Genomic DNA, 14,317 nt, shown 5'->3' with positions numbered 1-14,317 from the left:
TATGAAAATCGAATATGCAAAAAATATATTTCCAAAGATTATGGAATTATTAAATAGAGCTACGGATGAAATAACTATAGCTACTGGCGGATTTTCTGAGGATTTTATAGAAGCAATAATAAATAGAGCTGCAAGCGGAGTACAAACTACAATAATTACATCTGATAAGAACTGGGCTAGATGGCTCGCAAATCAAAAAATTAGTTATAAGAAGGATGAAGAAAATAAGATAAGGAAGAGTTATTTAAGATTAAGGGATAAAATTATTATTTATTCGAGATTAAGATATATTATACTTATAATTTCAATATCTATTGTCATAGTTCTCCTTATTAGAAACACAATTCATTCGTTAGTTACTTTAATATCATTCATAATTATTATAATAATTAATATAATACAGTTCATATATATAAGAAATATGATAAAAGCTGAGGAAAGTAAACTTAATATGCTTAATATTGAGGTTCAAAAAACTCTAGATGAATTGACATCAACTAGAAATATTCTAGCAAAAAAACTTAATATTATAGAAAGTAATGCATTAAGTTTTAGTATAGTAATAATAGACAATAAATCGTTACTTTTATCATGCAATTTAAATTCAAGGAATTCATCTGATATCATTATATATGACGAAATTCAAAAAAACGATGCTACAAAACTCATATCGTATATAACAAATTTAGGCAAGCCTTGAGAAGATTTTTAATTTCTCTATTCCTTGCTTTATTCCTTTTTCTGCTTCTGGCATTGGATGCTTATTAAAGTACTCTTCTACTTCTTTCTCTCTTCCTATACCTAAGATTGGTAAGACATCAGATAGTACTCTTCCTAATATTCCTGTTCCTTGGTAATATTTTCTAATATTATCCATATATGTTTTTAACCAGCTCCATACAGCCTCCTTAGCTTCTACGTTATACGCTACTATAGGCAATATCCTAACAATGTCTTGTTTCTTTATTTCTCCTGTTAAACTTAAACTTAAGGTATTAGTTACAAGATAAGGTTTCTTGAATGATAAAATTGCCTTTAAATAAGTCATTTTTTCTTCATCAAATTTTTCCTTTCTATATTTATCTAGAATTTCGTCAAATACTGAGTCTTCATTAACTATTGCATAAGCCATTGCCACTGCATCTTTCTTATTAGGATCTATCGAAGAAAAGTTAGCCATTTCTTTAGATAACTCTAATGCAAAATTATAGTCCATTTGAACTAAGTTTTCGATAATGTTAGAGTAAGTAAGCTTACCTAATGCGTCAGTCTTTGTTCTCCATATTTTCTCTTGTGATTCATGAAATTGTAAAGCAAGACTACTATATTTCTTAGGATTTATGGCGTATAACTTAAAGAGCTGTGATGCCAGCTCTAGTACAGGCAAATAAGATTCCTCATTCATCATAGATTGAACTATTTTCTCGTACTCTTCAAATGGAATAATTCCTGCTAAAAGGAAATTAAAGTAATCATTAATCAATCCAAACTTCTCTAAATGATTCATACTCCCTAGAATCTTTAAGTCGTCATAGTAAACTCTATAAAATCCGGCCCTATTCAAGTTAACCTTTATTGAGTTTACCTTCTCACCAACATTATACTCCTTCTCTTTAGAATCAAGAAGAAGTGAAATTTTCTTATTTCCATTTACCTCTAAAGTTAACGGAACCATGTAAATTTTATCATCAGTACTACCATCTAGCATAAATCTTCTTTGCTCGAATTTAATTATATTGTCCTTAACTTTTACAGTTATCAAAGGATAACCTTCCTGCACTATCCACGAAGGCATAATCTTACTTATAGGCTTTCCAGAAGCTTCTTCTAGACTATTCCATAAATCTCTACCTTCTGCATTGGAGAAACTGAATTTATTTAGATAATTAGATATACCTTTCCTAAACTCTTCTTCTCCCATATAGGATTCTATCATTCTTAATATACTTGCGCCTTTGCCATAGCTTATATCATCAAATAACTGTTCAATTTCTTCTGGTTTTTTGACCTCAACTTCTATAGGATGTGTTATATGAAGAGAATCTTTTTCCATCGCTCCTGCAGTTTCGCTGTACAAAAATTCACCCCAATAGTCCCAATCTGGATGAAGCCAATTTACTGCCTTATAACTCATAAAAGTTGCAAAACTTTCGTTAAGCCATAAGTCGTTCCACCATTTCATAGTAACTAAATCTCCGAACCATTGATGAGCTAGTTCATGAGCTATTACTTCAGCTACTCTTCTTAATTGCCTTACACTAGAATTTTCGTCAGCTAGTAATGCAGTCTCTCTAAAAGTTATTGCACCCCAATTCTCCATAGCTCCGAATGCAAATTCTGGAATTGCTATAAAGTGCGCCTTAGGTAATTGATATTTTATTCCATAATAATCTTCGTAAAACTTGATAAACTTCCTCGCAAAATCAGCGGGAATTTTAGCTTTTGAAATCTTACCTGGTACAGTAGCCACTATAACTATAGGTTGGGAAGAATAATCATAATATTCTTCGAATTTTCCTACTCCCATGTAAATTAAATATGTAGACATTTTAGGAGTCTTTAAAAATTCTATTATTTTTTTATCTCCTTCATAATATATTTTTTGAGGTGGCATATTAGATATTACATCTAGATCCTTGTCGACCTTTACAGTAAACTTGAATTCTGCCTTATATGATGGGTTATCAACACACGGAATAAACTTTCTAGCATGAGAAGACTCAAACTGAGTAGTAAAGATATAGGAATTATCATAAGGCGCTATATACATTCCAACCAAATCGTCTCTTACTTTACCCTCAAATTCTACTTCAATAATTCCAGAAAAATTACCAGTAGATATTGTTACAGTCTTCTCATCTGATAGAAAGTCAACACTTTTACCACTAATGCTTACCCTTGTAACTTTAACGCCCTCAGCGTCTAATACAACCTTGTCTTCTGTGCTTAATTTTATCTTTTCTATTCCATGATACTGTAATCCTTTAAAATCAAATTCTATAAATACATCGTACGAATCTATCTGCATAATCTAAATCTTTTAGGGTATAATTAAAAACTTGCTTTAGGGTAATAGAGAGTGATATTACTCTGAAAACTTACTGTAATTACTTACAAAGATAATGTTACATTTAGCAGTCTTTAAATACTCGTTAAGAAGAGCTTTTCCTTCATTGCTTAGATGAGCTTCTACATCTTCAATAATAAGCACATCATTGCTTGTAGTATTTAATAAAAAATACTTTAGTGCAAATAAACTGAGTAATTCAGAGAAGGAATTATATGCTGGCTGATCATCAATAAAAAGACCTTCATCGTTTACAACAATCTGATGCCCTAAAATTTCATCCTTATATCCAGGATTTATAGAGATTGAATTAATGAACTCAGCAGCAATACCCATACTTTTAGGAATACTAGAAATTCCCTCAGATTGAAATACAACAAACTTATAAAATGATGCTAGAAAACCGTCTCTAGCAGAAGGTAAAATAAAAGGTCTTTTTCGTTCCATATGATTAAAATAAAATGAATCAAGTAAAATCACTCCCTTTAAATCGTTTGTTATTCCCTCTGGAATCTTAAGTAAACTAGAAGATAAACTTACTTTATTACCATCAATTTTACCTTTCATATTAAATATTTCGCTCTCAACCTCGAAATTGGCATAAAACTTTATTCTTCCTTCAGTAAGCATTAAAGAGATCATACTAGACAAAGTCTCATCAAATGCCTTTTTCCAAGAATTTAAAGAATCCTTAAAGTCATTCACTTTACCATAAAGTCTTGGCATAGAATATATGGCTTTTTGGATAAAATAAAATACCCTACCTGCCTCATATGCATTACTACCATAAATATTGCCATTAAAATTGTTTATAACATACGTCTCATCGTCCTTAAATATTCTTACGATCATAGTTTAAGGTTATTATTTAAGCTAATTAAAATAGATTGTAAGGAATTCTTACTTATTTATGACGCGCATTATATGTATAATCTTTAATAGTTGCTCAAGTAAGCTTTTTGTATACATATGGGTAAGAAAAGTTAAAAAGTTAAAATTTTATACGTTTTCTAATCATTAAAACTAAGGTTTATATACTATATGAATTGAAATTATCTTATGAATTATCTACAATTAGCAATCCTTGTGTATATAATTGGAATGATGGCTGCAGACTTTATAATTCTTTATTATTTGCTAAGAAGGCCAATAGTAAATAAGAAGGCTATATTCTTCGTAAGCTCAGTATTACTTTACATGTCAGTAGAGGCTGTAGATATTGGTTATATTTTGTTCTCACACGGGAGTATAATAATAGAACCCGCATCCTTAATTATTGCTTCAATACCCATAATACTCTCTACTATGATGAAGAATTCAGTAACCAGATGGAGAGAAGATAAGAGTTCTGCTTTAACTTTAGCTTTAACCATAGTTGCTGACGAAATTGCGATGGGCTATGCATATTCCGAAGCTTTTGGACCTCATATAAATCCTTTAATTGACTCAGTGAGTAACATAGCCTTCGGAGTTATGATGTTGGCAGATTCAATATTCTTCTTAGCTCTATCTCCAAGAAAAATCGAGGAATTGGCATTATTTACATTTGCAGCCTCGATGGCTTTCATGCCTAACATCTTCTTTACGTTATCTGCATACACAGAACTAGTAGGATCCTTAATTGCTTCGATAATTATGATAGTTAATATAATAACATTATATCTAATCGAATCAAGAAAATTAACATTCAACGCACAGTTACTATCAATATCGTTAGGATTTTTTGATTTTGTAATGATGCTTAGTTTATCAATATATGCAACATCTAAAGACCTTTATACAATTTCTTTAACAATGATTGCTTCCATGGTATGGTACTTTACTTTAGTACTTTATAGATTTAAAGATGTGAAAATAAAACTAAGTTTAAAATATACTCTAGTATTTGTAATATTTATTAATTTTGCCGAATTAACTATGGGATTTGGAGAAAGTGTACTAGGATTCAGAATAACCAACAACTTGTGGATGCCTAGTATGATGAGCATGCATGATAGTAAACCAATAGATCATATGCATATGTTAATGTGGAGTCCTACTTCCAATCCATGGTGGTGGATATTTCCTACAGATCCTTGGAGCATGACTTCCATGGCTTATAAGCAAGCAATGATGACCACTCATAATATTCTATTTGCAGGATTCTGGGCATCATATATGCTAATAATGATGACCACTATGATGCCATTCTATGTGGTTATGATGGGTGCAGAAATGAGCTATTTAGTATATGAGAGATTTAAAACAGCTAAGAATTCTAATGTTAAAAGTTGGGCAGTAGCCATACTCGTAGGAATCCCATTATTTGTATGGTTACTTCCTTATTACACTCCAACGTATATCTTTGGAATGAGTGGAATGCTTTCTCATATTAATCCAGAATTTGCTCCTACATTACTATCTTTAACATTATCTTTAGTAGCTATAGCCCTGGCATCAACGCTTTTTGGAAGGAGAGCTTACTGTAACCTAGTATGCATGTCAGCACATATGTGGACTAACATATATTATGATCAATTTAAACCAAAAAAATCTAGTAAAATTTGGGAATACATTAGATGGATAAGTTTGAGCATAATGGTAATAGTATTCACTTATGTTTTTCTAATATATCTAGGAATCGCAAAGAATCCTTCGATAGGAACTTTACAGATACCTTTACTGGACTTTTATGGAATGTTTACACTTAATTATATATGGTGGTTCTTCTTCTTTCTAACACCAGTATTCGGGACGTATGCATGTGCCAGACAGGGTTGGTGCGGATTCGGAAATTTTGCTGGTTTATTCAATAAAATTCTCTTTAAGATAAAGGCAGATTCGGTAGATACTTGCAAAAGTTGTAAAACTGTACAATGTGAAAGTGCTTGCCCGGTTAAAATACCTATAAGAACTGATGTACTATCTAAAGGATACACTAATAGGATTTCATGTGTAGGTTGCGGAGATTGTGTAGAAGCTTGCCCCTACAATAATCTGGAAATTATAGATATAAGGAACGCATTTAGATCAGCGAAAGCCAGGACATCATAAATCAGCCCTTGTAAGGTTCATCATTCTTAATATTCAAGTTTTACTATTTTTTCTTATGATCTACTTTGATTTAAACACTGCTAATTCTTTACTCCCCTGGATAAAGGAAAAGATAAAAGAACTTAGACAGACTAGATTGCAAATTGAAGAGGCATTAGTCAAAGGAGAGAAAGAGGCATTAAGCGAAGGTGCTAAAAAGATAGATAAGATAATTAAGGAAATAACGTCCCAGGGAATAATAATAAGAGATCCGGATTTAGGAATACTTGATTTTCCTGCAGTAATAAATGGAAGGCCTGCTTACCTATGTTGGAAAGATGGAGAAGAAAAGATAAGTTTTTGGCACTACGTAGAAGAGGGATTTGCTGGAAGGAAGAGAATAACTGGAAAAGAAGACATTTTAAGCTATACTTGATTAAAAATAAATAATTTTATAATTTCTTATTATTCTTGAAAAACTTATAACACTAGTATTAAAAGAAAGATATTTAAGTATAATAACCATTTTTACCCTATGCAAGTTGTAGAGCAATATACTACCCCTTATTACAAACATATTCTTAGCTTACCTCCTTCTTCCGTAAGGAAATTATGGAAGCAAAACAAGATAACTCTAATAGACGTAAGAACACCAGAGGAATATGAAGACCATCATATACCTGGCGCAATATTAATGCCCTTAGATTATCTTGAAGTTCTATCAAAATTCCTACCAGATAATGACGTTGCAGTAATATGTGAGCATGGAAATAGAGCATTATATGCTACTTACGGAATGCCTCACATATACAAAAAGAAAGCAATACATATGCAATATGGAGTGGCAGGATGGATGGCAATGGGCTATGAAGTTGAGAGCGGAATGGATGAAAACGGTAAAAAATGGATGAAATTACTAGATTCTATTGAAAGTTAGACTTCTGTCTATAGGTTCTAATGGCAAGTATTTTTAAAATTGCCGGCAGAGTTATACTTGATAATCATGGAATTAGAAGAATACTTAGTACTTGAAGCATTATCGATGTAAAGTTAAAATTTATTTTTATTTCTGTCCTATTTCTTGTTGTTTTACATAGCTTGCCGCAAATGATGCTAGTGAAATCGTTGGATATAATTCTTGACCTGCTGGGACCACTATTATTAATCCTCCTTTTTGTGAGATATCCGAAAGCGTCTCTAAGAATCTAAGTTGAAGAGCTGCTGGATTATTTTTATATGCTTGAGAAGCTTCAGCCAGTATCGTTGAAGCCTGCCTTTCCCCTTCACTTAAAATTACTCTAGCTCTCCTTTGTCTTTCAGCCTCAGCTTGTCTAGCCATCGCAGATAATAGATCAGGAGAAAGCTTTATGTCCCTCACTGTGACAGCGGTGACTTTTATTCCCCACGCTTCAGTATAATTATCTAATATCTCTTGCAATTTTTTGTTTATCTCTTCCCTCTTACTTAAGACCTCGTCTAGTTCCATTTGGCCTACAATGTCTCTTAAGGAAGTTTGAGAAATATTTAAAACTGCAGATCTATAATTGTAAACCATTGAGACTGCCTTGATGGGATCTAATACCTTATAATATACTACAGCATCTATAGATATAGTTACGTTATCTTTAGTTATAATTGTTTGAGGAGGAATATCTACAGTAACTATTCTTAAATCAACTATTACTGGTCTATCGACGAAGGGAATTAGAAAAATTATACCTGGACCCTTTACTCCCAAAATTCTACCTAACCTTAAAACTACAGCCCTTTCCCATTCTTTAACTTGTCTTAATGACATTCCTACAAATATTAAGATTATTATCAAAAGTAAAACTAAACCAATTATTAAACCTGTATCCATACCTTATATATTACTTTCAGAGTTTAAAACTTATATTTAGCTAAAATAGCAGAAACTAAGATTCCTACAGCAAAGGCTCCAATATATTCTAAAAGTAAATAGTCTATATTAATGCTTTGTGATTTATACTTTATTCTTGAGAAAGAGGATGATAAAGCATGTTTAAAGTTATAACTCTTTAGGAAGTTAACTAAAGAATCGTAAGCAGATTTTATTGAAGAAACTAAGTGAGATAATAATGGAGAGGAAATATCATATGCTGAGGACAGTGTATAATTTCCAGGGTAGTAAATTATATATAAGCTTTGATTAGAAACGTTAAATGTTATTTCTCCATCGTTATTTGTATACCCAATTTCTTTTACAGTTGTAAAAGGTATTGGAGAAGACAAATTAGCAGAAGGAAGTAATACCTCAATTTCTTGATTAGATAATGGAAATCCATTAATGCAAAGCTTGACATGTTTTATGCTACCATTAGATTGCACTATAATTGATGGAGGTACTGGCCAAAGAACTGATGGAGAATTAATTCCTTTAGTAACGCATGCAAAAGGACTTGTAATATTTCTAAAATTTGCAAATACTTTAATACCATACGCGCTTTCTGCCGTGTCTAATCCTACAGAAAACGCTGAGGAAGGTATAACTAGTTTTCCTTGTTGCAAATAGTATATTTCTTCGCTCATCTCACCAGACATACATACTTCGCTTCCACAACCCGGACCTCCCCAAACAAACTCTAAATCATTAGGTAGTCCTAATATAGATAACCCTCCTATCTGAAACTTTCCAAAATATGGTAGGATTTGATATACATATTTCTTACCATTAATACAATATCCAAATTCGAGACTATTTGTAGCATTCATGAAAAGTGAGAAATTAAGCGGTAAAGTAACATTAAATGTAGGACCTTGATACAGATAAACCCCTAGACCTTGATATGTAGTAACATTATTTTTCAAAATCTTAAATGGACCAGATAAATTCCATAGGTTTATTATCATTGTAATTTCAAATTCTTCTTTTTTATTATTTACTTCATGAAATAATGCAACGTCTTGTGCCCAATATTTTCCGTCTATCATAGCGTTTAATTGTAGAGACGCATTACCCTTTGTAAAAAGGGCGCCCGAAGACAGATAAGAGTTACCTATATTAAGACTTGTTATATTAACTGTACCCATAACATATGTCGTATAAATTACATTAGTAAGAGGGAAAAATGACATACCAGATGGATAAGCAGGATCTCCAATTGTAAATGAATGATCAAGAGATATTGAAGATAGTGGTAGCAAGAGTAGTAGTATTAAGCTTAATGCTAATAATGAGTTCATAAGATTATTTAATTACTTAAGCTATAATAAAATTGTGGCACACCACATAGTTATTCCAATTATAATCATATTAGTTCTGGTTATCGTCTTAATAGCTACTGGTTATATTTCTGATCCAATAATAGATATTCCGTCTTTTGCTATAGTGGGATTTCTTACGTATAGGATTTTTTACGTTATAATAAAAACTAGAAAGAGAAACTTATATTCATATACTGGCAAAATAGGGAAAGCTGTAGAGGATATTCCAAAAGGAAAAGAAGGCTATATATTAATAGAAGGTGAATATTGGAGAGCAATAGCCGAGGAGCCAATAACTTCTGGAGACGAAGTTATTGTGGTCGGGATGCAAGATTTAAAGCTTATAGTGAGAAAAAATAAAAATAATGAAGTTATCATCTAGAGCTTTGGAAAAATTAAAAAGTTATGGCAATTACAGTATATCAGAAAACGGTAACGATATTATTATAAGCTATGTTACTCCTTCCTTACTTGATGCGTCAAGTATAGAGGGAGAAGATTTTAGAATAGTAGAAATACACTGCAAAAAAGATAATGAAGGAAACTTACAGATTTTATATGCAGAAATTAAAGATGAGTCTAATGAGGTAATTAGGAAAATGAATTTAGACGAATTAGAACCGTGGATAGAATATTTGGAGAGTAGTGATGCATAATGTATCTATTTGCTTACGGAACTTTAAGATACGGTTTTGAGCTTCATCATTTACTTAAAGATAGCAGATTTGTAGGTTTAGGTTTTATAGAAGGTTACAAGATGTATGATATAGGAAATTATCCTGGCGTAGTTAGAGGAGATGGCATAGTATGGGGAGAAGTCTACGAAATAAAAGATGAATTAATAAGCCTTCTAGATGAAGTAGAAGATTATAAAGGCAGACCAGACGACTTATACATAAGAGAAAAAACTAGAGTCTATTTTGATCAGAAAAGAAGATATTATATAGATAATGTGAATTTTTACAGATACAATCATGGAATAGAATTTAGAGATGAAATTGAATCTGGAGATTATTCAAGATGGGTAGGAATGCCGGTGATTGTGAACTATTTTGCATATGCTGAAAACACAAATCCTGAGATTCTAAAGGAAAGAGGAGTTAAAGAAATATTAAAGGAGATTGAAGCATATTTGGAAGACTATAAAATTATCTTTAATATCAAATGCAAGTATGGACTTTGTGCAAATTTGAAAGAATTTAAAGGCGGCAAAGTTTACGGCTATATATATGTGATGCTAGAAAATGAATTGAATTCATTAGATAAAGCAGAAGAGCATTTGATCAAGTACGTTAGAGACGTTATAAAGGTAAAGGATAAAGAAGGGAAGGAATATTTCGCACAAGCTTATATCTCAGATTATAAAGAAGGGGAAGGAGAACCTACAGATTTTTATAAGAATTCAATAATTGAAGGTTTAAAGAGAAAATGGGATAAAATAAGTACAGGTTTATGATGAGTGAGCCCTGAAATGATCGATGAAATTAATGAACCAGGCTGAACGTATATTTTTAAATGATGTTAATGAACTCTTTTTATGAATAAGCTTTCTGAAGATGAAATAAGGAATAAGTTAAAAAACCTAAATAATTGGGAATATAAAGATAACAAGCTAGTTAAGGAATTTAAATTTAATACATTTGATGATTTAATAGATTTTCTTAAATTAATACAACCAGTAGCTGATAGTTTGGACCATCATCCAGACGTCCACATATATTACAATAGAGTTATCATTGAACTAACAACTCATGATGCTGGCGGTATAACTGATTTAGACTTTAAGCTAGCTGAAAAAATAGACGACCTAAGCACACATGTTAGGTAAATTCTAAGCTGTTCTTTATCCTATCTAAAATCTTCTGAAGTCTTTTCTCTTCCTCTCTTAATAGAGACACTTTCTTTCTAATATCCATGGAATACTCTATTTTCTGCTGTAGTTCTTCAGCATCTTTACCTAAATATTTGCTCTTTAGTTTTCCTTCCTCCCAATACCTTAAATAATAGTAAACGTGATTGCCAATTTTTTTCTTATCTATATGTCCAGTTGGAAGTCTCTTCAATTCTTCTTCTAATTTCTCTCTTTCTTTTTGTATCTGCAAAAATTTTTCTTCAAGTTCTTTAACCTTTTCCCATAGCATTTTCAATCACCGTATATCTGCAAAGTTTCCTTTAGTATTCATACCCTATTTCCTCAGCTAAATTTTCGTCTAACGCCTTCATAATCTTTTCCCTGTCTGGAACTTCTATATACTTTCTTATACCTCCTGCTCTTCCTTTATTTAGTATCTTTATCTTTATTATTCCAAACATATCAAGCTCAGATATTATGTCTGAGAAACGCCTATACGATAAAGGCCTTTGTTTCAATTTATTGCACAGATCCACATAAATTTTATGCGCAGTTACTACGTCTTCCGAATCTAATGAGGCTCTTAAGGCTAATTTATAATGAAATGGAAGAGATTTAATAGCTTCAACTAATCTCTCTTGCTCGTACTCAACAATTGCTCTATCTACGTGTTCTTTTCTTATTATACCTTCTCCAGAAGCTAATTGAGCTGCTCTAAATAATAGGTTAACGGCTTTTCTTGCATCTCCATGCTCTTTGGCCGAAATTGCTGCTATATATGCCAAAATTTCGTCATTATAAGTTCCTCTGAACAGACCGTACTCGGCGTACTTACTTAATATTTCTTTCAATTGTTCCGCATCATAAGGCTTAAAAATCACTGATGGTCCAAGGGACGATAATACACGAGGCTCCATATAATCCCTTACATTAATATCATTACTAATCATAATTACTGATATTTCGGCATCTGCCCTAAGGAGCTGATATAGAACTATATCTCCATCCCTTCTTTTAACTAAAGTATCTACTTCGTCCAAATATACTATAGCTTTCTTACCTTCTACTGCATTTTTTATTTTTTCTATATATTCTCCTAAATTTATTCCATGCTTCGGAACAATATCATTTGTTAATTTCTCGGCTAGTACAGACAATACTGCCTGAGGAGTACCTCCAACTTCCCTACAATTTACATACGCTTGTATTACGTTCTTGTAATCCTCATCCTCTTTTTTTACTTCTTCTATCTCGTTTAGTATGTATCTCACAACAAAAGTTTTACCTGTACCAGTAAGCCCCAAGAATAAATTGGAAAATCTTACGTCGTTTTTAACGAAATATCTAATAGATATTGCTGTCTCTTTTATTATATCTTCTCTATAAGGTATTTCGGTAAAGACCGAAATAGGGTCTATGAAAACCTTAGGATTTTTTATGACCTCGCCTTTTCCGCCCTTTAATGTCTCTCGAATCACACTGTTTCATTCGTTTCATTAGTTAAATGTTGTTTCAAATATTACTTATAGTAGTACCAGGTTTTGGCCTGGAATAGTATTACACGATAATTAACTCCCCGGTTTTACTGTATAAAAGAAGAGTTTCATCTATTCATTTCCCCTAAACTTTATTCAATCTATTATTTTCTCTGTTCAGCGTTAATAGTGATCACGTTAATAATACCTAAAGTCGTGTATTACGACTTAAAACATAGAGACAGAGTAAAAATGCAGAGTTTCAAAGAGAAGAAATAGAGCAAATAAAATCACGGTTTGTATAAATAAAAGGTTAACATTGACCTTACTATATGAACGTGAAAATAATTTCGTTGGAAATTTGGTCTCTGTATGGAAAGATTGGAGTAATGTGATACTTGAAACTCTTCTTTTATACAGTAAAACCGGGGAGTTAAACTAACGTTTCCATTATATTTAAGAGTTCTTGAGTATATTCTGTAGTAGACAACGGTTTTACATTCATATACCTTGCAAGATCTTGAGTAACTTTCTTCTGTTTTATTGCTTCTACAATCGCTTTATCTATGAGATCGGCCGCTTCTATCCACCCCATGAATCTTAACATTAGCTCTCCACCTCTTATCATTCCTGTAGGATTAGCAACATTTTTCCCAGCGTATTTAGGAGCTGTTCCATGTACTGCTTCAAACATACCTGCGTTGTCACCTACGTTAGCTCCACCAAGCATACCTATATTACCTATTAACGCACCCGCAGCGTCTGAAATATAGTCTCCATTCACATTAGGAGCAAGGATTATGTCATAATCTTCAGGCCTAGTAATAATTTGTTGGAACATATTATCCGCTATTCTATCGTTAATAAGTATTTTGCCGTCTGGAATTTTTCCTCCATATTTAGTTGTAACCTCCTCTTCTGTAACTATAAAATCTCTAAACTCGTTAATTGCTGTTTCATAAGCCCATTCTCTGAAAGCTCCTTCCGTATATTTCATTACATTGCCTTTGTGCATGATGGTTATTCTCTTTCTGGAATTTTGTAGTGCGTATTTTATTGCCATTCTAGTAATTCTTTGAGTTTTGAACTTACTAATTATTTTAAATCCTATACCAGTATCATCTTCTATATCAACTTTTAGTTCTTCTCTTATAAATTTTCTAATTTTTTCTGCTTCTGGAGAATTATACGGATATTCTATTCCCCTATATAAATCATCTGTATTTTCTCTAAATATTATCATATTCACTCTCTCAGGATTTTTTATAGGACTTTCTAGTCCTTCTATGTATTTTACTGGTCTTATATTGGCATAAAGGTCGAGCATTATCCTTATTGCAACATTAACAGATTTCCAACCTTTACCTATGGGAGTTTCCATAGGGCCTTTTAATACAACTCTGTATTCTTTTAACATGTCTTGTGTATCTTTTGGGAATCTATCTCCAACAAGTTGAGCAGCTTTGTTTCCAGCTAGAACTTCTACCCATTTAATTTCTCTATTATCTTTATATTTTAGTTCTACAGCCTTATTTATTACATCAATTGTTGATTTTACGATTTCTGGACCTATTCCATCACCCTCAATATACAAAATAATAGGCTTATTTGGGGTAATCCATTTGCCATCTTTAAATTGAATTTTCTCTCCATCTTCTGGTATTTTGTACATCTCTCTTAACATTA

General features: G+C 32.0%; 15 protein-coding genes. 8 read left to right on the top strand and 7 right to left on the bottom strand.

The window, feature by feature from the left end:
- Window position 1 precedes the first annotated feature (1 nt).
- Window positions 2–700 carry a hypothetical protein gene (locus tag D1866_RS06945; protein WP_152941695.1) on the top strand — a complete coding sequence of 233 codons (699 nt, stop codon included), beginning with the start codon at window positions 2–4 and terminating at the stop codon, window positions 698–700.
- Here the strand turns inward: D1866_RS06945 and D1866_RS06940 are convergent.
- Both D1866_RS06940 and D1866_RS06935 read right to left on the bottom strand, forming a co-directional pair.
- Window positions 686–3,031, bottom strand: a complete 2,346-nt coding sequence (locus D1866_RS06940; RefSeq protein ID WP_196773530.1) for a M1 family metallopeptidase — start codon at window positions 3,029–3,031, stop codon at window positions 686–688. The two genes, D1866_RS06945 and D1866_RS06940, sit on opposite strands and share 15 nt — an antisense overlap.
- Before the next feature lie 54 nt (window positions 3,032–3,085).
- A complete protein-coding gene (locus tag D1866_RS06935) occupies window positions 3,086–3,919 on the bottom strand; it encodes a hypothetical protein (protein WP_152941699.1) in 834 nt (277 codons plus the stop codon).
- A gap of 207 nt (window positions 3,920–4,126) precedes the next feature.
- Between D1866_RS06935 and D1866_RS06930 the strand changes: the two genes are divergently transcribed.
- From D1866_RS06930 to D1866_RS06920, 3 genes are all read left to right on the top strand, one after another.
- Complete coding sequence (locus tag D1866_RS06930; RefSeq protein WP_152941701.1) at window positions 4,127–6,100, top strand: 4Fe-4S binding protein; 1,974 nt, start codon at window positions 4,127–4,129, stop codon at window positions 6,098–6,100.
- A 55-nt stretch (window positions 6,101–6,155) separates the two neighbouring features.
- A complete protein-coding gene (locus D1866_RS06925) occupies window positions 6,156–6,515 on the top strand; it encodes a DUF2203 domain-containing protein (RefSeq protein WP_152941704.1) in 360 nt (119 codons plus the stop codon).
- A 99-nt stretch (window positions 6,516–6,614) separates the two neighbouring features.
- Window positions 6,615–7,016: a rhodanese-like domain-containing protein gene (locus tag D1866_RS06920; protein WP_152941706.1), complete on the top strand. Its 402-nt coding sequence runs from the start codon at window positions 6,615–6,617 to the stop codon at window positions 7,014–7,016.
- A 126-nt stretch (window positions 7,017–7,142) separates the two neighbouring features.
- Here D1866_RS06920 and D1866_RS06915 read toward each other — a convergent pair whose 3' ends face one another.
- Together D1866_RS06915 and D1866_RS06910 are read right to left on the bottom strand one after the other, a co-directional pair.
- Window positions 7,143–7,940, bottom strand: a complete 798-nt coding sequence (locus D1866_RS06915) for a slipin family protein (protein WP_013774820.1) — start codon at window positions 7,938–7,940, stop codon at window positions 7,143–7,145.
- A 23-nt stretch (window positions 7,941–7,963) separates the two neighbouring features.
- Window positions 7,964–9,283 (bottom strand): thermopsin family protease, encoded by a 1,320-nt coding sequence (locus D1866_RS06910; protein ID WP_152941708.1) that lies wholly within the window; start codon window positions 9,281–9,283, stop codon window positions 7,964–7,966.
- Between the two features lie 34 nt (window positions 9,284–9,317).
- Here D1866_RS06910 and D1866_RS06905 point away from each other — a divergent pair, with 34 nt between their 5' ends.
- The 4 genes from D1866_RS06905 to D1866_RS06890 all read left to right on the top strand — a co-directional run bounded on the left by D1866_RS06905 (window position 9,318) and on the right by D1866_RS06890 (window position 11,132).
- Entirely contained in the window at window positions 9,318–9,686 is a 369-nt protein-coding gene (locus D1866_RS06905) for an NfeD family protein (RefSeq protein WP_013774818.1), read from the top strand.
- Entirely contained in the window at window positions 9,670–9,960 is a 291-nt protein-coding gene (locus tag D1866_RS06900; protein ID WP_152941710.1) for a hypothetical protein, read from the top strand. The genes D1866_RS06905 and D1866_RS06900 overlap by 17 nt, the downstream gene beginning before the upstream one ends.
- On the top strand, window positions 9,960–10,760 hold the full coding sequence (locus D1866_RS06895) for a gamma-glutamylcyclotransferase family protein (protein WP_152941712.1): 801 nt from the start codon (window positions 9,960–9,962) through the stop codon (window positions 10,758–10,760). Before D1866_RS06900 ends, D1866_RS06895 begins: the two co-directional genes overlap by 1 nt.
- An 81-nt stretch (window positions 10,761–10,841) precedes the next feature.
- Window positions 10,842–11,132, top strand: a complete 291-nt coding sequence (locus tag D1866_RS06890; protein ID WP_152941714.1) for a 4a-hydroxytetrahydrobiopterin dehydratase — start codon at window positions 10,842–10,844, stop codon at window positions 11,130–11,132.
- On the opposite strand, the gene D1866_RS06885 is transcribed toward D1866_RS06890, so the two are convergent.
- From D1866_RS06885 to D1866_RS06875, 3 genes are all read right to left on the bottom strand, one after another.
- Entirely contained in the window at window positions 11,125–11,445 is a 321-nt protein-coding gene (locus D1866_RS06885) for a DUF6788 family protein (RefSeq protein ID WP_013774814.1), read from the bottom strand. The two genes, D1866_RS06890 and D1866_RS06885, sit on opposite strands and share 8 nt — an antisense overlap.
- Before the next feature lie 31 nt (window positions 11,446–11,476).
- A complete protein-coding gene (locus tag D1866_RS06880; RefSeq protein WP_013774813.1) occupies window positions 11,477–12,634 on the bottom strand; it encodes a Cdc6/Cdc18 family protein in 1,158 nt (385 codons plus the stop codon).
- Window positions 12,635–13,064: 430 nt separating this feature from the next.
- A complete protein-coding gene (locus D1866_RS06875; RefSeq protein WP_152941716.1) occupies window positions 13,065–14,303 on the bottom strand; it encodes an NADP-dependent isocitrate dehydrogenase in 1,239 nt (412 codons plus the stop codon).
- Window positions 14,304–14,317 lie beyond the last annotated feature (14 nt).

The organism is Acidianus ambivalens (genome assembly GCF_009729015.1).
GTDB lineage: Archaea > Thermoproteota > Thermoprotei_A > Sulfolobales > Sulfolobaceae > Acidianus > Acidianus ambivalens.
Note: the sequence above shows the minus strand (reverse complement) of the source record. Positions and strands in the feature narration are given on the sequence as shown.